This is a genomic window from Xylophilus sp. Leaf220 (assembly GCF_001421705.1).
Lineage (GTDB): Bacteria > Pseudomonadota > Gammaproteobacteria > Burkholderiales > Burkholderiaceae_C > Xylophilus.
In genome coordinates, this window is the sequence record NZ_LMKO01000027.1 from 99,843 (window position 1) to 119,498 (window position 19,656).

Here is a 19,656-nt window from a genome sequence, read left to right on the forward strand (position 1 = left end):
GCTCAGTCCGGATCGACGTAGCGCAGGCCGGCCTTCGCCAGCGTGTCGCGCATGCCGTAGACATCCAGCCCCAGTTCGCCCTGCAGGAAACGGGCGCGGTTGGTGGCCTCCTTCCGCTCTCGGGCGGCGCAGGCCGCGGCCACTTCCGCGGCGAGGGCGCGCGGCACCACCACCATGCCGTCGTCGTCGGCCGCCACCACGTCGCCCGGATGCACCAGCGCACCGGCGCAGACGACGGGCACGTTGACCGATCCGAGCGTCGCCTTGACCGTGCCGCGCGCCGAGAAGGCGCGGGCGAAGGCGGGAAAGCCCATTTCGGCCAGCTCGCGCACGTCGCGGATGCCGGCCTCGGTCACCAGGCCCACCGCGCCGCGGGAGCGGAAGGAGGTGGCCAGCAGCTCGCCGAACATGCCGTCGGTGCTCTCGGCAGTGCATGCCACGACGACCACGTCGCCCGGCCGCAGCTGCTCGGCCGCCACGTGCAGCATCCAGTTGTCGCCCGGCTGGGCCAGCACGGTGACGGCGGTGCCGCAGAGGCGGGCGCCGGCCCAGGCGGACCGCAGGCCGGGCCGGGCCAGGCCGGTGCGGCCCATGGCCTCGTGGATGGTGGCGACACCGTACTGCGCCAGCGCGGCGACCGCGCCTGCATCGGCGCGCGGCGGCTGGCGCACCACGGTTCCCAGGGTGTGGAGGGCGGTCATGGTCAGCGTCCCTTGGCGGCGAGGGCGCGGTCCAGGCGCGGGAACACGCGGCGGGCGTTGCCCTCGAACACCTTGCGGCGGCCGGCCTCCGACAGGCCGGGGAAGGCGTCGACATAGCGGCGCGTGTCGTCGAAATGGTGGCCGGTCTCGGGGTCGATGCCGCGCACCGCGCCCACCACCTCGGAGGCGAAGAGCACGTTGTCCTCGGGGATCACCTTCAGCAACAGGTCGATGCCCGGCTGGTGGTAGACGCAGGTGTCGAAGAAGATGTTGTGCAGCAGGTGCTCCTCGAGCGGCGGCAGCTTCATGTCCTGCGCCAGCCCGCGGAAGCGGCCCCAGTGGTAGGGCACCGCGCCGCCGCCGTGGGGGATGACGAACTTCAGCGTGGGGAAGTCCTGGAACAGGTTCGAGGTGAGGCACTGCATGAACGCGGTGGTGTCGGCGTTGAGGTAATGCGCCCCGGTGGTGTGGAAGCAGGCGTTGCAGCTGGTGCTGACATGCACCATCGCCGGCACGTCCAGCTCGACCATCTTCTCGTAGAGCGGGTACCACCAGCGGTCGGACAGCGGCGGCTCCTTCCAGTGGCCGCCCGACGGGTCGGGGTTGAGGTTGCAGCCGACGAAGCCGTACTCGGTCACGCAGCGCTCCAGCTCGTCGATGCAGTTCCCGGGCGGCACGCCGGGCGACTGCGGCAGCATGCAGGCGCCGATGAAGTTGTCGGGGAACAGCTGCGCCACCCGGTGCACCTGCTCGTTGCAGAGCGCGGCCCAGTCGGCACTGGTGCGCGCGTCGCCGATGTGGTGGGCCATGAAGCTGGCGCGCGGCGAGAAGACGGTCAGGTCGGTGCCGCGTTCCCGCTGGATGCGGATCTGCGCGCCCAGCACGCTCTCGCGCAGTTCGTCGTCGCCGATGCGCAGTTCGGATGTCTTCGGGCCGGCGCCGGGGCTGCCCAGCGCGTCGATCTGGCGCTTGCGCCAGTCTTCCAGCGCCTTGGGCGCGGTGGTGTAGTGGCCGTGGCAGTCGATGATCATGGGTGACGGTGTCCTTCGGGTTCGGCGGCCGGGCGCGCGGGCGGCGCCATGCCGTGGGTGAGCAGGGCCTGCGCCGCGGCGGGCGATTGCAGGAATGCGACGAAGGCGGCCGCCCGCGCCGGGAAGGGCGAGCGGGCCGCCACGCCTGCGGAAAACACGGTGACGATCTCGTGGCCCGGCGGCATCTCCAGCCGTTGCACGCCGTCGTGGTGGACCAGCTCGCTGCGCTGCTGGAAGCCGATCGCCACCCGGCCCTGCACCAGCAGTTCGCCCACCGGCACGCCGGGCGGGGCCTGCACCAGCCGCGGCCGCAGCGCTTCCAGCAAGCCCGCGCGTTGCCACAGGGCCAGCAGCGCGGTGCCGCTGGGGCCGGTGGAGTAGCCGATGGCGGGTGCGGCACGCAGGGCGTCGATGCACTGCGCCTGCGTGGCGAACGGCGGCGCGGGCATGTCGGCCGGCACGGCGGCCACCACGTCGGATACCGCGACGGCGCGCAGGCTGCCCGGCTGCAGATGGCCAGCACCGGCCAGCGCCGCCAGCGCGTCGGCGGCCAGCACCACCACGTCGAACGCCTCGCCGGCCGCGACGCGGCGCGCAGCCTCGACGCCGCCCAGCGAGAGCAGCTCCACCGCGTCGCCCCGCTCGGCCCGGTAGCGCGCCGCCAGGTCGGCCAGCACCTGCCGGGTGGCCATCGACGACAGGCAGCGCAGGGCGCCGGCACCGCCCGGTGCGGCGGCAGCGTCTGCGGACTCGGGGCGTGGGGTCTCCATGCCGGCCATTGTCCGAAGCCGCACTGCTGCCGACCAGCTGCACCGGCCACTAGCAGCTAGAGCAGATCCGCATACCGCGGCGCCGGTTATGGTGTCTACACTGGGTCGATGGACCTGCGGCAACTCGAATACTTCATCCGCGTGGCGGAGCTCGGCAGCTTCACCCGCGCCTCGATCGCGATGGACATCGCCCAGCCGGCGCTCAGCCGGCAGGTGCGCCAGCTGGAGGTGGAACTGCGCCAGAACCTCCTGATCCGCAACGGCCGCGGCGTGGTGATGACCGAGGCCGGCAAGCGCCTGCTGGAGCACGGCCGCGGCATCCTGCACCAGGTGGAGCGCGCCCGCGACGACATGGGCCGGATGCGCGGCGCCCTGGCCGGCCGGGTGGCGGTGGGCCTGCCGCCCAGCGTCGCCCGGGTGCTGACGCTGCCGCTGGTGCGCGCGGTACGCGAGCGGCTGCCCGACGCGACGCTGTCGATCACCGAGAGCCTCTCCAGCGCGATGCAGGAGTCGCTGCTCACCGGCCGGCTCGACATCGCGCTGCTCTACAACCCGCAGCCCTCGCCCGACGTGGACAGCCAGACGGTGCTGGAAGAAGACCTGTTCCTGGTCAGCGCCGCGGGCAGCACGGGCGGGGCGGCGCCCGACGCGCCGCTGTCGCTGCGCGAACTGGCCGAGGAGCCGCTGGTGATCCCCACCCGGCCCAACGCCATCCGCATGCTGGTCGAGGCCGAGCTGGCCGCCATCGGCTGCCGGCCGCAGATCGCGCTCGAGATCGACGGCGTGCCGGCCATCCTGGCGCTGGTGGCCGACGGCGCGGGCCACGCGGTGCTGTCGCGCAACGCGGTCGCCACCGCCGACCGGCCGCAGAGCTACACCGTGCGGCCGATCGTCAAGCCCCGGCTGCGCAGCCGCCTGGCCCTGGCCGCCAGCTCGCAGCGCCCCGCCACCCGCACCCAGCAGGCGATGCTGGAGCTGGTGCGCGACCTGGCCCGGCAGACGCTGGGCTGCGACCGGCCGGTGCAGGGGGCGTAGCCCGGGCCGGCGCAGCACGTTTTCACTAGCGAAACGTGCCTGCAGCCGGCTCAGGACGCCGGCCGACAGCTATAGAAAATATAGCAATCAGACCGCTCGGGCTGTCCTGGCTGTTCGGCGGCCGCGGCCCCCGGCCGTCGTTCCGCCGGCCCGCGTTTTCAGTCGGCGACGATGCCCGCCGACTGGATCACCTTCGACCAGCGGTCGATCTCGCTGCCGAGGAAGGTGCCGAACTGCGCGGCGGTGCCCGGCGTGGTCACCGCGCCCAGTTCGCCCAGGCGCTGGCGCACGGCGGGCTCGGCCAGCACCTTGCCCACCTCCGCATTGAGCCGGGCCAGGATTTCGGGCGGGGTGCGGGCCGGGGCTAGCAGGCCCCACCAGACGCCGGCGTCCACGCCCGGCAGGCCGGCCTCGGCGATGGTCGGCACGTCGGGCAGCAGGGCCACCCGCTGCCGGCCGGTGACGGCCAGCGCCCGCAGCTTGCCCGACTGCAGGTGCGGCAGCACCTCCAGCGGATTGAGCAGCATGAAATCGAGCCGCGCGCCGATCAGGTCGACCAGCGCCGGCGCGCCGCCCTTGTAGGCGATGTGCGTCGGCTCGAACCTGGCTTCCGAGGCGAAGAGCGCGCCCGCCAGGTGGCCCGAGCTGCCGTTGCCGGCCGAGCCGTAGTTGAGCTTGCCGCCCCGCCCCGCGGCCACCAGCTGCTGCACCGTCTTCGCGCCGGAGTCGGCGGGCACCACCAGCACCAGCGGCGCCTCGCCGACGCGGGTGATCGGCGCGAAGTCGCGCAGCGTGTCGAACGGCAGCTTGGGGTAGAGCGCCATGTTGGTAGCTACGCCGTTGGCGCCCAGCAGCAGGGTGTAGCCGTCGGGCGCGGCCTTGGCGACCGCGTCGGCGCCGATGTTGGCGTTGGCGCCGGGCTTGTTGTCGACGATCACCGGCTGGCCCAGCGCGCGGCCCAGCGGCTCCGCCACCACCCGCGCCACGATGTCGACCGCGCCGCCGGCGGCGAACGGCACCACCAAGCGGATCGGCTTCGACGGATAGCCCGCGGCGCCCTGGGCGCTGGCCGCGAAGGGCAGCCCCGCGGCGGCGGCGGACAGGCCCGCGGCCAGCACGCGGCGGCGGGATGAAGAGAAGGAAACGGCCGGTCGCATCGGGGTGTCTCGCAATCAGTCGTGCCAGTAGAGGCGGGTGGGGTTGTCGACCAGCAGCTTCTGCAGCAGTGCAGGGTCGTCGGCGAAGAGGGGCAGCAGGTCGACCAGCTGGCCGTCGTCGGGCATCTCGCGCACGTTGGGGTGGGGCCAGTCGGTGCCCCACAGCACCCGGTCGGGCGCGGCCTCGATGAGCCGGCGGGCGAAGGGCGCCGCGTCGGCATAGGGCGGGCCCTGGGTGGAGAGCGCCTGCGAGATGCGCTCGGCGCCGCTCACCTTGACCCAGGCGCGCGCGTCCTGCATCAGGTCGAGCAGCATCGCGAAGGCCTGCTGGCCGGTGCCGTGCTCGACCATGGTGCGGCCCATGTGGTCGATGACGAAGGGCACCGGCAGGGTGTCCAGGAAGCCGCGGTAGGTCAGCAGGTCTTCCGCGTCCAGGTGCAGCACCAGGTGCCAGCCCAGCGGCCGGATGCGCTCGGCCATGCGCAGCACGGTGGGCAGGTCGGGCGCGCCGCCCAGGTGCCGCACGAAGTTGAAGCGCACCGCGCGCACGCCGGCCGTGTGCAGGTCCTTCAGCCCGGCATCGGTGATGCCGGCGCCGACCATCGCGACGCCGCGGTAGGTGTCGGGCGACTCGGCGATGGCGGCCAGCATCGCGCGGTTGTCGTGGCCGTGCACGCTGGCCTGCACCAGCACCACCCGGTCGATGCCCAGCAGCGCGTGCAGCGCGCGCAGCCGGGCGGCGGGCGCGTCCGGCGGGGTGTAGCGGCGGTCGTCGGCGTAGGGAAACACGTCGCCGGGGCCGAAGACGTGGCAGTGGGCGTCGCAGGCGCCGGCGGGCAGGCGAAAGGCCGGGCGGCTCGGGTTCGGATGGGGCGGGGGAATGCTCTTCATGGGCGTGGTGGGTAGGGGTTACTGCTGGGGAATGCCGGCGCGCTGGATCACGGCCGACCAGCGCTTGATCTCGGCGTCGAGCAACTGGGCCTGCTGCTGCGGCGTGCTGCCCTTGGGCTCCACGCCCAGGTCCTGCAGCCGCTTCCTGACCTCGGGCGAGGCCAGGGCGGCGTTCGCCTCCTTGTTGAGGCGGGCTACCACCTCGGGCGGCGTCTTCGCGGGAGCGGCCAGCGCGTTCCAGGAGGCCACCTGGAAGCCCGGGGCGCCGCTCTCGGCCACGGTGGGCACGTCGGGCAGGCCGGCGGCGCGGTGCTCGCCCATCACCGCCAGGGCGCGCAGCACCTTGCCGCCGACCTGTGCCATCACCGGGGCCAGGATCTCCACCGCCACGTCGATCTGGCCGCCCCGCAGCGCGGTCACCACCGCCGGCGTGCCGTTGAAGGGCACCACCTGCGCATCGATGCCGAGCGAGCTCTTGAACAGCTCGCCCGCCAGGTTCTGGGTGCTGCCGACGTTGATGGTGCCGATGTTGAGCTTGCCGGGGTTCGCCCTGGCGTAGGCCAGCAGCTCGGCCAGCGACTTGAACCTGCCCTCGGCCGAGGCCAGCACCGCCAGGTCGAAATACCCCAGCATCGACACCGGCGCGAAATCCTTGACCGTGTCGTAGGGCAGCGACTTGAAGAGCCCCACGCTCACCGCGTTGGCGTTGGACATCAGCAGCAGCGTGTGCCCGTCGGGCGCGGCCTTGGCGACGGTATCGGAGGCCACCACGCCGCCGGCACCGGGCTTGTTGTCGACCACGATGCTCTGGCCGAGCGACTCGGACATCTTCTGCGCCACGCTGCGGGCGGTCAGGTCGGCCACGCCGCCGGGGCCGAAGGGCACGACCAGGCGGATCGGCCGGTTAGACGAAGGCTGGGCCTGCGCGGCCGGCACGCCGCAGCCGGCGGCCAGCGCCAGCGCCAGCAGCATCCACCCGGCGACGGTGCGACGCCGGGGTCGTGGTTCTTGTCTCACGGGGTCTCCTTGGAATGCGGCGCGCGGCATCGCTCCGCCGCGCCATGCGCCACTATTCCCGGCTGCGCGATCCGGGGCTACCCGCCTGCGGCACTGTTAGATATAGCGGCGCGGCATGGCGCGCCGACAGCAGTCGCCTCAGCGGTCGAGCACCCGGTCGCCCGCGATCTCCGCCGCGCCGACCCGCACCAGGTCGTCGACCACGGCCTGCACCCAGGCCGCCATCGGTGCACCGTCGGCGAAGTGGCCCGCGTGCAGCGACCGCAGCAGCGGCACGCCGCAGGCCCAGTCCGACAGCCGGTCGCGCGGCACCTGCCGCCACTCCAGCAGCTTGAACTTCACCAGCACCTTGGCGGCATGCAGCGCGTGCCTGGCCGGGTGCTGCACGAAGCCGTCGAGCCGGCGGCGGGCGATGGCCAGGGCGGCCGCCACGTCCTGGAACACCGCGCCGTGCCCGGGCACCACCACCGCGGGCGCCAGCGCCTCGATCAGGTCCAGCGTGGCCGCCACGTCGGCGAAGGCGTGCGCACCCTCGATCTCCGGAAACACCACGCCGAAGCCGTTCTGCCACAGCGCATCGGCGGCGACCAGCACCCGCGACCGGGGCTCCCACAGCAGCACCGCATGCGGATCGTGGCCCGGCGCGGCGTGCACCTGCCAGGGCCGCCCGCCCAGGAGCAACGTGTCGCCGGCCGCCAGCACGCCGTCGCAGGCGAAGCGCGGGCACTGCTGGCCGGTAGGGCGGTAGCTGAGTGCGTCCTCGTCCCAGGCGCGCACCGCGGCGGCCTCGCCGGCCGGCACCAGGGTGCGCACGCCGGGCCAGCGGTGCTGCAGCGCGGCGTTGCCGCCGCAGTGGTCGCTGTGCAGGTGGGTGTTGGCCAGCAAGGCGAGCGGCCGGCCGGCCAGCGCGGACTCGACCAGCGCCAGGGTCTGGTCGGCATGGGTGCAGTAGCCGCTGTCGACCAGGGCCGCGGGGCCGTCACCCTCGGGCACGAAAATGATGCCGTTGGCCGAGAGCCAGCCGCGCTCCAGCACCTGCATGCCGGGCGGCAGCTTCAGCATCGAATCGGCCTCCGGCCGGCGCTGCGTGCCGGCCGCCAGCTATGAAAATGATAGTAGAGGCCCCGGCGGGCCGGCGGCGGCCTCACGCCTTCGCCCGCAGCTCCCGGCGCAGGATCTTGCCGACGTTGGTCTTGGGCAGCGCCTCCCGGAACTCGACCTGCCGCGGCCGCTTGTAGCCGGTGAGCCGGTCGTGGCAGAAGCGCAGCACGTCGTCCTCCGACAGCGACGCGTCGCGCCGCACCACGAAGAGCTTGATCGCCTCGCCCTGCTTCTCGCAGGCCACGCCCACCGCGGCGCACTCGACCACGCCGGGGCAGAGCGAGACCACGTTCTCCAGCTCGTTGGGGTACACGTTGAAGCCGCTCACCAGGATCATGTCCTTCTTGCGGTCGACGATGCGGGTGGTGCCGCCGGCGTCCATCGTCGCGATGTCGCCGGTGCGCAGGTAGCCGTCCTCGGTGAACGCGCGGGCCGTCTCCTCGGGTTGGTTCCAGTAGCTGCGCATCACGTTGGGGCCGCGGATGCACAGCTCGCCCGGCTGGCCGTAGGGCAGGGTGATGCCGGCGTCGTCCTTGATCGCGATGTCGATGCCCGGCAGCGGCAGGCCGATGGTGCCGCTGAAGCCGGTGGCGGTGACCGGGTTGTTGGTGCCGATGGCGCAGGTCTCGCTCATGCCCCAGCCCTCGACCATAGCGCAGCCGGTGGTCTGCTGCCAGGCCTGCGCCGTGCCTTCGGAGGCCGCCATGCCGCCGGCCTGCGACACCAGCAGGTGCGAGAAGTCGAGCGACTTGAACTCCGGGTGCTGCAGCAGCGCGTTGAACAGCGTGTTGACCGCCGGCAGCATGTGGAAGGGCCGCTTCTTGAGCACCGCGACGAACTTCGGGATGTCGCGCGGGTTGGGGATAAGCGTCAGGTGCGAGCCTTGGCGGATCGCCAGCAGGCAGAGCGTCAGCGCGAAGATGTGGTACAGCGGCAGCGCCGCGATGCCGTTGACCTGCGCCATGTCCCCGGTGCGGGCCAGCGCCGGGCCGAACCAGGCCTCGGCTTGCAGGGTGGCGGCCACGATGTTGCGCTGTGTCAGCTCGGCCCCCTTCGAGAGTCCGGTGGTGCCGCCGGTGTACTGCAGGAAGGCTGGATGGTCGAGCGTGGTGCCGTGCGGCGCCAGGGGGTGCGCAGCCCCGTCCTTCAACGCGTCGGCCCAGGGGGTGACGCTGCGGCCGCCCGAGAGCGGCAGCGCATAGGCCGGCACCATCTTCGCCAGGTGGCGCACCGCGAAGGTGATCCACGCGCCGTAGCTGCCGCCCAGCTGGTCGCCCATGGCGGTCACCACCACGTGCCGCACGCCGGTCTGCTCCACCACCTCGGCCAGGGTGTGGGCGAAGTTCTCCAGGATGACGATGGCGCTGGCGCCGGAATCGGCCAGCTGGTGGCGCAGCTCGCGGGCGGTGTAGAGCGGGTTGACGTTGACGCAGGTGTAGCCCGCGCGAAGCACCGCCGCCATCGCCACGGCGAACTGCGGCACGTTGGGCAGCATGACCGCCACCCGCGCGCCCGGCGCCAGTCCGCGCGACTGCAGCCAGGCGCCGAGCGCGGCAGAGAGCTTGTCCAGCTCGCCGTAGGTCATCCACCGGTCCATGCAGACGGAGAAGCGGCGGTCGGCGTACTGGCGGAAAGCGTCCTCGAGCATCTGCGGCAGCGAGGCGAAGCGCTCCGGCTCGACGGTGTGCGGCACGCCGTCGGGATAGTGCGCGAGCCAGGGGCGGTCGGTCGTCATGCGGCTTGTCTCCTTGGGGTGGTGGGAAGGCGGCACCGGCCTTCGGTCGGCTCCGGGCCTGACCGGACCATTGTGGAAGTGCGGGCGACGACGGGGGAGGGGGCTTTCCTTGAGGTGGGTTGCGTTGGCGACAGGGCGCCGGTGGCGCGGCGCGGCGGCAGGAGGGTGTGCGAGGATCGCGGCTCTTTTTTCCACCGCCCACTTCGCCCACCCCCCATGCTCGCGCGCCTGCAGCAATGCATAACCCTCGGATTGCTCGCCGTCGCGGCCGCCTGGCTGGCCCTCTGGTGGCCGCATTCCCCGGCGGTCGCCGTGGCGGGAGCCCTGGCGACGCTGTTCGGCTACACCGGTTTCCTGGCGACCGAAAGCGTGCTGATGGCGCGCGCCCACCGGGGCGACCCGGCGCCGAAGCCGACGCCCGGCCAGATGCTGCGGGCGTGGCTGCACGAATGCGTCACGTCGCCGCGCGTCTTCTACTGGCGCCAGCCGTTCTGGTCCCGGGCGGTGCCCGACCACCTGCCGGCCGACGGCAGCGCCCGGGGCCGGCGCGGCGTGGTGCTGGTGCACGGCCTGGTCTGCAACCGCGGCTTCTGGACGCCGTGGCTGCGGGCGCTGCGCCAGCGCGGCCATCCTTTCGTGGCGGTGAACCTGGAGCCGGTCTTCGGCCCGATCGACGGCTACGCCCCCGCGATCGACGCCGCCATCGCCCGGCTGCAGGCCCTCACCGGCCGTCCGCCGGTGCTGGTCTGCCACAGCATGGGCGGGCTTGCGGCGCGCGCCTGGCTGCGCTGGGCACGGGGGCGGGGAGACGAGGACGCCGCGGCCCGCGTCCACCGCATCGTCACCATCGGCACGCCGCACCACGGCACCGCGCTGGCGCACCACAGCCGCGGCGAGCACGCGCTGCAGATGCGGCCGGGCAGCGACTGGCTGGCCGCGCTGGCGCGGTCGGAGCCGGCCGGGCAGGCGGCGCTCTTCACCTGCTGGTATTCCCACTGCGACCATATCGTTTTCCCCTGCAGCACCGCCACCTTGCCGGGTGCCGACAACCGCTTCGTCGCCGGGCTGCCGCATGTGGCGCTGGCGTTCCACCCGCCGCTGGTGCGGGCGGTGCTGGACGAGGTCGGGCGGGGCGGCTGACGCACCACATCCCCAGGCGACCCGCTGGTGCGCGTGCGGGCGCCGGCGCCGGCTGAATGCGAATGACTTAGAATCCGCCGCCTTCCTGCCTGCTGCTTAGGCGGCGGGTGCCGGTGCCTGGAACGGCCCATCGTTCGGGTCGGCGGCGCTCCTGCCGCGTCCGGCCCGCATCCTGCGGCGCCGGCACCGTGCCTCTCCATTCCCTCGTCCGCCGCCCATGCCGCTGTTCAAGAAAATCTGGTTCCAGCTGCACTGGTTCATCGGCATCACCGCCGGCACGGTGCTGATCGCGATCGGGCTCTCGGGCGCGGCGCTGTCGTTCCAGGACGAGCTGCTGGACCTGTTCAACCCGGCCACCGCGTCGATGCCGGTGCGCCCCGGCCAGCCGCTGCTGACGCCGCAGCAGCTGGTCGACGCCGCGCGCGGCGCCGGGCAGGGGCAGGCGGTGCAGCGGGTCACCGTGTTCGCCGATCCGACGCTGCCGGCGCAGATCGCCTTCGCGCCGCTGCCCGGCCAGCGCCGCGGGCTGGCGGTGCGGGCCGATCCGGTGAGCGGCGAGGTGCTGCCGGCGCAGCGCGGCGCGGCCTTCTTCGACTGGGCCGAGCGGCTCCACCGCTGGCTGCTGCTGCCGCGCGACACCGGCAAGCCGATCACCGGCGCGCTGGCCGCCTGCCTGCTGCTGCTGTCGCTCTCGGGCCTCTACCTGCGCTGGCCGCGGCGTCCGCTGTCCTGGCGCACCTGGCTGACATTCGACACCCGGCTCGCCGGCCGGTCGTTCCTGTGGGGGCTGCATTCGGTGCTGGGCACCTGGGCGCTGGCGGCCTACGTGGTGTTCACGCTGAGCGGCCTGTACTGGGCCTTCGACGCGGTCCGCGCACCGGTGGACCGCTGGGCCGGCGCGCCGCCGCGCATGGCCGCCGCACCGCGCGCGGCCGATGCGGGCGGCCCGCCGGCGGCACCGGATCTGGCGCCGGCGTGGCGCCGCTTCGTGGATACCGCGCCCGGCTGGCAGCTGGCGCAGTGGCGCCTGCCCGAGCGCGCCGGGCAGCCGGTGCAGATCTTCTGGCTGGGCGAAGACCCGGCCCACGACCGCGCCCGCAACCGGCTGCACCTGCGGCCCGACGGCAGCGTGCTGCTCGACGAGCGCTATGCCGACCTGCCGCGCGGCCGGCGTTTCCTGGGTGCGATCTACCCGCTGCACCTGGGCAGCTATTTCGGCCTGCCGGGCCGTATCGCCATGATGCTGGCCAGCCTGTGCCTGCCGCTCTTCGCGATCACCGGCTGGATGCTGTACCTGGGCCGGCGCCGTGCCGCGCGGGCGGTGCGGCGCGAGCGCGAAGCGCTGCAGGCCGCTGCGACGAACGTGTCGCCCGCCGCGGCCGGCGAGGCGGTGCTGGTCGCCTTCGCCAGCCAGTCGGGCCGAGCGGAGCGGCTGGCGGTGCGCACCGTGGCCGCGTTGCGGGCTGCGGGCGCGGCGGCCACGCTGGTGCCGGTGGCACGACTCGGCACCGAGCAGCTGCGCCACCACCGCCGGGTGCTGCTGGTCGCCAGCACCTTCGGCGAGGGCGATCCGCCCGACATGGCCCGCCGTTTCGCCCGCACCCTGGCCCAGACCGAGGGCGTGGTGCTGCCGCACCTGCAGTTCGGCCTGCTGGCGCTGGGCGACCGGCAGTACGCCGCGTTCTGCGGCTTCGGCCACGGGCTGGCCCACCACCTGCAGCGGCTGGGCGCGCAGCCCCTGTTTCCGCCGGTCGAGATGGACGGCGAGGACCCGTCGGCCTGGGCCCGCTGGCAGTCGGCCCTCGGCCGGCACCTGGCACTCGCCTTGCCACAGGCGGCCGACGGGGCCGCCGCCGCAGGGCCGGAGGCGGAACCCGCCCGACCGTGGCGGCTGGTGGAGCGGCGCCTGTTGAACCCCGGCAGCCTGGGTGCGCCGCTGTTCCTGGTGGCGCTGGCGCCGCCCGCGGGCGTGCCGGCCGCGTGGCAGCCGGGCGCGCTGGTGGAGGTGTTTCCCCGGCATGCGGCCGACGGGGTCGCCTCGGTGCTGCACCGCGAAGGCTGGGACGGCGCCGCGCCGGTCGTGGGTCCGGAAGGTGCCTCGACCCTCGCGGCGCTGCTGGCCGGCAGCGTGCTGCCCGCGCCCGGTGCGCAGGCGCCGGGCCTCGCACCGCAGCGGGTGGCCGACGGGCTGCGGCCGCTGGCGCCGCGCCGGTACTCGGTCGCCTCCTTGCCGGCCGACGGCACGGTGCAGCTGCTGGTGCGGCAGGTGCGCCACGACGCGGGGCTCGGGCTCGCCTCGGGCTGGCTCACCGCACACACGCCGCCCGGGTCGGAGGTGGCTCTGCGGCTGGAGGCGAACCCGGGCTTCGCGCTGGCCGCGGGCGACGCGCCGGCGATCTTCGTCGGCAACGGGTCGGGCTATGCGGGTTTGCGGGCGCTGCTGCTGGCGCGGATCCGGGCCGGCCACGGCCGCAACTGGCTGCTGTTCGGCGAGCGCCAGCGGGCGCACGACGGATTCTGCGAGGACGAGACCGCCGACTGGCAGGCCCGGGGCCTGCTGGCGCACCGCGACTTCGCCTACTCGCGCGACCAGGCCGGGCGGGTCTACGTGCAGGACTGCCTGCGGGCCGAGGCGCCCCGGCTGCGGCAGTGGATCGGCGAGGGCGCGACGCTGTACGTCTGCGGCAGCCTGGACGGGATGGCCGCCGGGGTGGATGCGGCGCTGGCCGAACTGCTGGGCGCAGACGCGGTGGAAGACCTGATCGCCGACGGCCGCTACCGGCGCGACGTGTACTGAGCCGCGCCGTTCATTCGGCGCGGATCTTCACCGCCTTGATCAGGAAGCCGTACTTGCTGTTCTCCGACTGCACGAAGCTGCGGAAGCCCTCCAGCGTCAGCTGCTCGGGCACGAAGCCCATCTTGGCGAACTGGGCCTGGTGCTGCGGCGACTGCATCACCTGCGAGAAGGCCCCGGCGTAGCGGCGTGCGTCCGCGGCCGGCAGGGTGGCCGGCGCGAACAGGCCGAACCAGGTGGAGACGTTGAAGCCCGGCACCGCATCGTTGATGCTGGGCACGCCCGGCAGCGCGGCGTTGGGGCCGAGCGTGGTCACGCCCAGGGCCTTGAGCCTGCCGTCCTTGATCTGCGGCAACGACGACGCCAGGTTGTCGAACACCAGGTCCACCTGGCCCGCGGCGAGGGCCGCCAGCGCCGGGGTGGAGCCCTGGAAATGGACCGACGGCATCCGGGTGTTGGTGAGCGACTTGAACATCTCGCCCGCAATGTGGCCGATGCTGCCGTTGCCGCCCGACCCGTACTTGAGCTGGTCGGGGTTCTTCTTCAGGTACTGCACCAGCGCGGCGGTGCTGTCGATGCCCAGGCGCCTGGCCTGCTCGGCATTCATCACCAGCACGTTGGGCAGGCGGGCCACCAGCACCAGCGGGGTGAAGTCCTTCAACGCATCGTAGGGAAAGCTGCGCGAGAGCCACGGGTTGACCGCATGGGTGGCCACCGCGCCCATCACCAGCCGGTTGTTCCCGGGCGCCGATTTGGCGACCAGGTCGGCCCCGGTGCTGCCGCCCGCGCCGGGCTTGTTCTCGACCTTGATCTCGCCGAGTTGCGAGCGGGCGCCGTCGGCCAGGATGTGGGCCGAGGTGTCGAGCGGTCCGCCGGCCGGATAGGGCACCACGATCGTCAGCGGCACCTCGGGGCTCTGTGCATGCACCGCAGGGGCGAACCCCAGGACGAGGGCGGCGGACAGGGCGGTGTGGCGGAGCATCGAATACCTTCGGAAGCAGGGCTCCGAAGTATAGGACCCGGCTAATAAACCCGGGCCCCTCCCGTCCGCGACGAACGGCTTACTTCGACAGCACGCCGCGGCGCATCTGGTCGAGCTCGATGCTCTCGAAGAGTGCCTTGAAATTGCCGTTGCCGAAACCGTCGTCGCCCTTGCGCTGGATGAACTCGAAGAAGATCGGGCCAAGCTGGTTCTCGCTGAAGATCTGCAGCAGCAGCTTGCCGGCCACGCCGTCGATCAGGATCTTGCGCTTCTGCAGCGCTTCGACGCTCTCGCCGTGGCCGGGAATGCGCTTGTCGACCAGTTCGTAGTAGGTGTCGATCGTGTCGAGCAGCACCATGCCGCTGGTGCGCAACGCATCGACCGTGTCGAGCAGATTGTCGGACCCCATCGCGATGTGCTGGATGCCCTCGCCCTTGTACTTGTCCAGGTACTCCTGGATCTGGCCGGCCTTTTCCTTGCCCTCTTCGTTGATCGGGATCCGGATCTTGCCGCAGGGGCTGGTCATCGCCTTGCTCTTGACGCCGGTCACCTGGCCTTCGATGTCGAAGTACTTGGCCTCGCGGAAGTTGAACAGCCGCTCGTAGAACTCGGCCCATTCGTTCATCCGGCCGCGGTGCACGTTGTGGGTCAGGTGGTCGATGTAGGTCAGGCCGTTGCCGCGCGGGTTGAGGCCGGCGTCGCCGCTGATGCCGGGCAGCGCCTCGAAATCCACATCGAAGAAGCCGATGTTGCCGATGTCGCCCGGCTGCGCGCCGTTCTTGCCGCGCCAGCGGTCGACCAGGTAGACCAGGCTGTCGCCCACGCCCTTGATGGCCGGGATGTTCAGCTCGCCGGGGCCGGCGGTGTCCGCATAGCCCCAGGCGCCGAGGCCCACCGCCCGCTCGTAGGCGAACTTGGCGTCCTGCACCCGGAAGGCGATCGCGCAGACGCTCGGGCCGTGCTGGCGGGCGAAGCGCTGGGCGAAGGAGTCGGGCTCGGCGTTCACGATGAAGTTGATGCCGCCCTGGCGATAGAGCGTCACGTCCTTGTGGCGGTGCCTGGCGACCGGCGTGAAGCCCATCTGCTCGAACACCTTGCCCATGGCGGCCGGATCGGGCGCGGCGAACTCTACGAACTCGAAGCCGTCGGTGCCCATCGGGTTGTCCCAGGTGGTGGCGGCGTCGGCGGTGGCGGTGGGCAGGGGGGCGTTCATGGGGGCTCCTGGAAGGTGATGCGCCACTGTATCGGCGCGGCCCCGCAGATTGGCTGCGAACTGGCAGGGCACGTTGCCTCCGGAAGCACGAAACATGCAAAATGCGGCGCATGGAAGCACTCGACAAGCTCGATACCCTGATTCTGCGCAGGCTGCAGGCCGACGGCCGGGCCAGCTACGAGAACATCGCCGAGTCGGTGGGCCTGTCGCCCAGCGCGGTGCTGCGCCGGGTGCGCCGGCTGGAGGACAGCAAGGTGATCGACCGCTACGTCGCCCTGGTGCGGCCCGAGGCGGTGGGCCTGGGGCTGACCGCCTACCTGAACGTGCGGTTGGAAAAGCACGCCGAAATCCAGAAGCGCAACCCGATGGACCTGTTCCGCGCCAGCGTCCAGACTTGGCCCGAGGTGGTCGAGTGCGCGGCGCTCACCGGCGAGATGGACTACCTGCTGCGGATCGTGGTGGCCGACATGGCCCACTACAGCCGCTTCATCATGGACACGCTGCTGCGCCACCCCAGCGTGGAGGACTGCAAGACCAGCTTCGTGCTCGACCGGGTCAAGGCGACCACCGCGGTGCCGCTGTAGGGCCGCTGTAGGGCCGCTCGCCGGCGCTGCGCTTTCGCCACATGGCAATTCCTCCGGATCGGAAGGACTAGGGAAAACCCTTAAAATCGCCGCATGATCGCTCCAAAGTCCCTCCTGCAAGCGTCCTTTCATGCCGGGCGCAACTGGCTGCGGCCCACCCGCGCCACCGAGGAGGGCGCGGCCAACCTGCCGCCGGCGCTGGTGCCGATCCGCTCCCTCGGCCCCGCCTACCGCGAGCGCATCGCCGCCCACCTGCTGTCGCTGGAGCCGGAAGACCGCTACCTGCGCTTTGGATACGCGGCCGGCGACGAGCAGATCCGCCGCTACGTCGATCAGCTCGACTTCGCCAAGGACGAGATCTTCGGCATCTACAACCGCCGGCTCGAACTGATCGCCGTCGCCCACCTGGCTTTCGGCGACGAAGCGCAGCCGACCCGCCGTGCCGAGTTCGGCGTGTCGGTGGTGCGGACCGCCCGGGGCCGGGGCTATGGCGCGCGGCTGTTCCGGCGGGCGGTGATGCATGCACGCAACGCCGGCGTGGCCGAGATCTTCATCCACGCCCTGAGCGAGAACACCGCCATGCTGCGCATCGCCCGCAAGGCCGGCGCCCGGGTGCAGCGCGACGGTTCCGAGTCCGAAGCCTACCTGGCGCTGCCGCCGGCGGATTTCGACAGCCGGGTGGCCCAGGTGGTCGAGCAGCACCTGGCCGAGGTGGACTACCGCCTGAAGGTCCAGGCCAAGCAGTTCTGGGACGTGCTGGGCGGCGTGCAGGAAGTGCGCGCCGGCGTGCGGCAGGGCCGGTTCCGCTCCGGGCAGTAGGGCGCAGCGCCCGCCGCGCGGCGCCGAAGCCTGCGCCGAGGGCCCTGGAAACCGCAGGGACGGGCGTTAGGCGCTATCCTCGGGCCATCTCCACTACCGCACGTCCTGCACCCCCAGACTGTGTCTGAACCCCACCCCGCGCGTGTCGACCGCGAAGACAAGCGCACGTTTCTCCAGAAAGTCGCCGAGTTCATCCATCCGGCCCCGGACTCGAAAGAGCAGCTGATCGAGATCCTGGCCGAGGCCGAGAACAACGACGTGATCGGCGCCGAATCGCGCGTCATGCTCGAAGGCGTGCTGCGGCTGGCCGACAAGACCGCCGGCGACGTGATGGTGGCGGCCCCCCGGATGGACCTGGTGGACATCGACGCGCCGTACGACCAGCTCCTGCACCTGGTCATCGACACCGCCCACTCCCGCTTCCCGGTTTACAGCGGCGAGCGCGAGAACATCATCGGCATCCTGCTCGCCAAGGACCTGCTCAAGCTCCAGCGGGCGCCCGAGCTCAACATCCGCGCCCTGCTGCGCGCCGCCGTCTTCGTGCCCGAGAGCAAGGGCCTGAACGACCTGCTGCGCGAGTTCCGCGGCAACCGCAACCACCTTGCGGTGGTGATCGACGAGTTCGGCCGCGTGGCCGGCCTGATCACGATCGAGGACGTGCTCGAGGAAATCGTCGGCGAGATCGAGGACGAGTTCGACATCGTCGAGGACGAGGGCGACATCTTCGCCCTGGCCGACCGCACCTACCGTGTCAGCGGCGACACCCCGGTCGAGCGGGTCGCCGAGGCGTTCGACGCGACCCTGCACGCCACCGACGCCGACGAGGAGTTCGAGACCATCGGCGGCCTCATCGCCCACGAGATGGGCCATGTGCCGCGCCGCGGCGAGATGCATGTGATGGGCGGCCTGCAGTTCCTGGTGCTGCATGTCCGCGGCGGCGCGGTGCGCTGGTTCAAGGTCATGCCGCAGGTCACGCCGGCCGACGCCGGCTGATGGCCGCCGCCGCCCCTGCCGCCCCGCGGGGCGCACCCTGGCGCCTGTACGCCCTGGCCGTCGCCGCGGGCGTCCTGCAGGCGATGTCGATCGCCGCCCCCTGGAACGGGCAGCCGCTGTGGTGGCTGCAGCTGCTGTCGCTGGCGGCGTTCTTCGGTCTGCTGGAGCGCACCGGCACCACGGCCCGTGCGGCCTGCGCCGGCTGGCTCTTCGGCACCGCCTGGCTCTGCGCCACCTACTGGTGGCTATTCATCTCGCTGCACACCTATGGCGGCCTGGCCGCGCCGCTGGCGGTGCTGGCGGTGCTGGGGCTGGCGGCCTTCCTGTCGCTCTACTACGGTGCCGCGGCGGGCTTCTACAGGGCCTTCCGGCCCCGCACCGCGGCCGCCCGGGCGGTGCTGCTCGGCCTGCTGTGGATGCTGGCCGAACTGCTGCGCAGCCACTGGTTCACCGGCTTTCCCTGGGGCGCGGGTGGCTATGCCCACGTGGACGGCGCCGCGCCGTGGCTGGCACCGTGGATCGGGGTGTATGGCATCGGCGGGCTGGCGGCCATGGCGGCCGCGGCGGTCGCATCGCTTTTGACCGCCCGGCGCTGGGCCGTGGCCGGCGGCGTGGCGGCGCTGGCGGTGGCGGTGTCCGTCGGTCCGTCGCTGGCCGGGCGCGGTGCGGACGACGCGGCGCAGGGCGCGCCGCTGTCGCTGGCCCTGCTGCAAGGCAACATCCCGCAGGACGAGAAGTTCCAGCCCGGCACCGGCGTGCCGATCGCGCTGCAGTGGTACGGCGAGCAGTTGCAGCGTGCGACCGCCTCGCTGGTGGTGGCGCCCGAGACGGCCTTGCCGCTGCTGCCGCAGGACCTGCCGGCCGGCTACGGCGAGGCGTTGCAGGCGCGCTTCTCCACCGGCGCGCAGGCGGCGCTGGTCGGCATCCCGATGGGCTCGGCGCGCGAGGGCTACAGCAACTCGGTCCTCGGCTTCCGACCTGGGCAGCCGCTCTACCGCTACGACAAGCACCACCTGGTGCCGTTCGGCGAATTCATCCCGCCGCTGTTCCGCTGGTTCACCGAGATGATGAACATCCCGCTGGGCGACTTCAACCGGGGCGGCCTGGGCCAGGCGCCCTTCGACTGGCAGGGCCAGCGCATCGCGCCCAACATCTGCTACGAAGACCTGTTCGGCGAGGAGATCGCGCGCAACTTCGCCGACGCGGCGCGGGCGCCGACCATCCTGGTCAACCTCAGCAACATCGGCTGGTTCGGCGACAGCCTGGCGATCGACCAGCACCTGCAGATCTCGCGGATGCGCAGCCTGGAATTCGACCGGCCGATGGTGCGCGCCACCAATACCGGCGCCACCGCGGTGATCGATCACCGCGGCCGGGTCACCGACAGCCTGCCGCGCCTGACCCGGGGCGTGCTGCTGACCCACGTCACCGGCCGCGGCATCGACGGTACCGCGCCCGGAGCCATCACCCCGTTTGCGCGCTGGGCGGCGCAGTGGGGGCTGCAGCCGCTTTGGTGGCTGTCGATGGGCGCCGCGGCCATCGCCGCCGTCGCGTCGCTGCGGCGCCGACGCCGTCCATAGCCTCCGCGCGGGCGGTGCGCATGCCGGTATGCGCATACGGCATGGCCGCCGCGCCCCCGAAACAGCGGGCGCCGCATACGATCTCGCCGGGCTGCGATGGCGCATCGGCGACA

At 72.4% G+C, this 19,656-nt stretch carries 17 protein-coding genes; 7 read left to right on the forward strand and 10 right to left on the reverse strand.

Annotation, left to right across the window (positions count from 1 at the left end; genetic code table 11):
- Positions 1 to 2 precede the first annotated feature (2 nt).
- The 3 genes from ASE76_RS18995 to ASE76_RS19005 are packed head-to-tail and all read right to left on the reverse strand — an operon-like array spanning position 3 to position 2,502.
- Positions 3 to 701 carry a 4-carboxy-4-hydroxy-2-oxoadipate aldolase/oxaloacetate decarboxylase gene (locus ASE76_RS18995; protein WP_055843243.1) on the reverse strand — a complete coding sequence of 233 codons (699 nt, stop codon included), beginning with the start codon at positions 699 to 701 and terminating at the stop codon, positions 3 to 5.
- Between the two features lie 2 nt (positions 702 to 703).
- On the reverse strand, positions 704 to 1,732 hold the full coding sequence (locus tag ASE76_RS19000; protein ID WP_055843244.1) for an amidohydrolase family protein: 1,029 nt from the start codon (positions 1,730 to 1,732) through the stop codon (positions 704 to 706).
- Complete coding sequence (locus tag ASE76_RS19005) at positions 1,729 to 2,502, reverse strand: substrate-binding domain-containing protein (RefSeq protein ID WP_082448747.1); 774 nt, start codon at positions 2,500 to 2,502, stop codon at positions 1,729 to 1,731. Before ASE76_RS19005 ends, ASE76_RS19000 begins: the two co-directional genes overlap by 4 nt.
- Before the next feature lie 108 nt (positions 2,503 to 2,610).
- On the opposite strand from ASE76_RS19005, the gene ASE76_RS19010 reads away from it, so the two are divergent.
- A complete protein-coding gene (locus ASE76_RS19010; RefSeq protein WP_055843246.1) occupies positions 2,611 to 3,537 on the forward strand; it encodes a LysR substrate-binding domain-containing protein in 927 nt (308 codons plus the stop codon).
- A 158-nt stretch (positions 3,538 to 3,695) separates the two neighbouring features.
- On the opposite strand, the gene ASE76_RS19015 is transcribed toward ASE76_RS19010, so the two are convergent.
- The 5 genes from ASE76_RS19015 to ASE76_RS19035 all read right to left on the reverse strand — a co-directional run bounded on the left by ASE76_RS19015 (position 3,696) and on the right by ASE76_RS19035 (position 9,438).
- Entirely contained in the window at positions 3,696 to 4,694 is a 999-nt protein-coding gene (locus ASE76_RS19015) for a tripartite tricarboxylate transporter substrate binding protein (RefSeq protein WP_055843248.1), read from the reverse strand.
- A gap of 15 nt (positions 4,695 to 4,709) precedes the next feature.
- The gene (locus ASE76_RS19020) at positions 4,710 to 5,585 is read right to left on the reverse strand and encodes an amidohydrolase family protein (RefSeq protein WP_055843250.1); all 876 of its coding nucleotides are present in this window, start codon (positions 5,583 to 5,585) and stop codon (positions 4,710 to 4,712) included.
- Between the two features lie 18 nt (positions 5,586 to 5,603).
- A complete protein-coding gene (locus ASE76_RS19025) occupies positions 5,604 to 6,557 on the reverse strand; it encodes a tripartite tricarboxylate transporter substrate binding protein (protein WP_055843252.1) in 954 nt (317 codons plus the stop codon).
- A 183-nt stretch (positions 6,558 to 6,740) separates the two neighbouring features.
- A complete protein-coding gene (locus tag ASE76_RS19030) occupies positions 6,741 to 7,664 on the reverse strand; it encodes an MBL fold metallo-hydrolase (RefSeq protein WP_055843254.1) in 924 nt (307 codons plus the stop codon).
- A gap of 82 nt (positions 7,665 to 7,746) precedes the next feature.
- Complete coding sequence (locus tag ASE76_RS19035) at positions 7,747 to 9,438, reverse strand: AMP-binding protein (RefSeq protein ID WP_055843256.1); 1,692 nt, start codon at positions 9,436 to 9,438, stop codon at positions 7,747 to 7,749.
- 216 nt (positions 9,439 to 9,654) lie between these two features.
- On the opposite strand from ASE76_RS19035, the gene ASE76_RS19040 reads away from it, so the two are divergent.
- Positions 9,655 to 10,578 (forward strand): triacylglycerol lipase, encoded by a 924-nt coding sequence (locus ASE76_RS19040; RefSeq protein ID WP_055843258.1) that lies wholly within the window; start codon positions 9,655 to 9,657, stop codon positions 10,576 to 10,578.
- 217 nt (positions 10,579 to 10,795) lie between these two features.
- The gene (locus ASE76_RS19045; RefSeq protein WP_055843260.1) at positions 10,796 to 13,375 is read left to right on the forward strand and encodes a sulfite reductase flavoprotein subunit alpha; all 2,580 of its coding nucleotides are present in this window, start codon (positions 10,796 to 10,798) and stop codon (positions 13,373 to 13,375) included.
- A gap of 10 nt (positions 13,376 to 13,385) precedes the next feature.
- On the opposite strand, the gene ASE76_RS19050 is transcribed toward ASE76_RS19045, so the two are convergent.
- Both ASE76_RS19050 and hppD read right to left on the reverse strand, forming a co-directional pair.
- Entirely contained in the window at positions 13,386 to 14,354 is a 969-nt protein-coding gene (locus ASE76_RS19050; RefSeq protein WP_055843262.1) for a tripartite tricarboxylate transporter substrate binding protein, read from the reverse strand.
- 79 nt (positions 14,355 to 14,433) lie between these two features.
- The gene (gene hppD / locus ASE76_RS19055; RefSeq protein ID WP_055843264.1) at positions 14,434 to 15,567 is read right to left on the reverse strand and encodes a 4-hydroxyphenylpyruvate dioxygenase; all 1,134 of its coding nucleotides are present in this window, start codon (positions 15,565 to 15,567) and stop codon (positions 14,434 to 14,436) included.
- A 110-nt stretch (positions 15,568 to 15,677) separates the two neighbouring features.
- Between hppD and ASE76_RS19060 the strand changes: the two genes are divergently transcribed.
- The 4 genes from ASE76_RS19060 to lnt all read left to right on the forward strand — a co-directional run bounded on the left by ASE76_RS19060 (position 15,678) and on the right by lnt (position 19,543).
- On the forward strand, positions 15,678 to 16,151 hold the full coding sequence (locus ASE76_RS19060) for an Lrp/AsnC family transcriptional regulator (RefSeq protein WP_055843266.1): 474 nt from the start codon (positions 15,678 to 15,680) through the stop codon (positions 16,149 to 16,151).
- Between the two features lie 93 nt (positions 16,152 to 16,244).
- Positions 16,245 to 16,970: a GNAT family N-acetyltransferase gene (locus tag ASE76_RS19065; protein ID WP_055843269.1), complete on the forward strand. Its 726-nt coding sequence runs from the start codon at positions 16,245 to 16,247 to the stop codon at positions 16,968 to 16,970.
- Positions 16,971 to 17,090: 120 nt separating this feature from the next.
- A complete protein-coding gene (locus tag ASE76_RS19070) occupies positions 17,091 to 17,963 on the forward strand; it encodes an HlyC/CorC family transporter (protein WP_055843271.1) in 873 nt (290 codons plus the stop codon).
- Entirely contained in the window at positions 17,963 to 19,543 is a 1,581-nt protein-coding gene (lnt, locus tag ASE76_RS19075) for an apolipoprotein N-acyltransferase (RefSeq protein WP_055843273.1), read from the forward strand. The genes ASE76_RS19070 and lnt overlap by 1 nt, the downstream gene beginning before the upstream one ends.
- Positions 19,544 to 19,656 lie beyond the last annotated feature (113 nt).

Bases quoted from the DNA above. Each gene is read 5' to 3' on its own strand.
- ASE76_RS19005 (WP_082448747.1), bottom strand. From the start codon at position 2,502: ATGGAGACCCCACGCCCCGAGTCCGCAGACGCTGCCGCCGCACCGGGC.
- ASE76_RS18995 (WP_055843243.1), bottom strand. From the start codon at position 701: ATGACCGCCCTCCACACCCTGGGAACCGTGGTGCGCCAGCCGCCGCGC.
- ASE76_RS19010 (WP_055843246.1), top strand. From the start codon at position 2,611: ATGGACCTGCGGCAACTCGAATACTTCATCCGCGTGGCGGAGCTCGGC.
- ASE76_RS19060 (WP_055843266.1), top strand. From the start codon at position 15,678: ATGGAAGCACTCGACAAGCTCGATACCCTGATTCTGCGCAGGCTGCAG.
- ASE76_RS19040 (WP_055843258.1), top strand. From the start codon at position 9,655: ATGCTCGCGCGCCTGCAGCAATGCATAACCCTCGGATTGCTCGCCGTC.
- hppD (WP_055843264.1), bottom strand. From the start codon at position 15,567: ATGAACGCCCCCCTGCCCACCGCCACCGCCGACGCCGCCACCACCTGG.
- ASE76_RS19025 (WP_055843252.1), bottom strand. From the start codon at position 6,557: ATGCTGCTGGCGCTGGCGCTGGCCGCCGGCTGCGGCGTGCCGGCCGCG.
- ASE76_RS19045 (WP_055843260.1), top strand. From the start codon at position 10,796: ATGCCGCTGTTCAAGAAAATCTGGTTCCAGCTGCACTGGTTCATCGGC.
- lnt (WP_055843273.1), top strand. From the start codon at position 17,963: ATGGCCGCCGCCGCCCCTGCCGCCCCGCGGGGCGCACCCTGGCGCCTG.
- ASE76_RS19065 (WP_055843269.1), top strand. From the start codon at position 16,245: ATGATCGCTCCAAAGTCCCTCCTGCAAGCGTCCTTTCATGCCGGGCGC.
- ASE76_RS19000 (WP_055843244.1), bottom strand. From the start codon at position 1,732: ATGATCATCGACTGCCACGGCCACTACACCACCGCGCCCAAGGCGCTG.
- ASE76_RS19035 (WP_055843256.1), bottom strand. From the start codon at position 9,438: ATGACGACCGACCGCCCCTGGCTCGCGCACTATCCCGACGGCGTGCCG.
- ASE76_RS19015 (WP_055843248.1), bottom strand. From the start codon at position 4,694: ATGCGACCGGCCGTTTCCTTCTCTTCATCCCGCCGCCGCGTGCTGGCC.
- ASE76_RS19020 (WP_055843250.1), bottom strand. From the start codon at position 5,585: ATGAAGAGCATTCCCCCGCCCCATCCGAACCCGAGCCGCCCGGCCTTT.
- ASE76_RS19030 (WP_055843254.1), bottom strand. From the start codon at position 7,664: ATGCTGAAGCTGCCGCCCGGCATGCAGGTGCTGGAGCGCGGCTGGCTC.
- ASE76_RS19050 (WP_055843262.1), bottom strand. From the start codon at position 14,354: ATGCTCCGCCACACCGCCCTGTCCGCCGCCCTCGTCCTGGGGTTCGCC.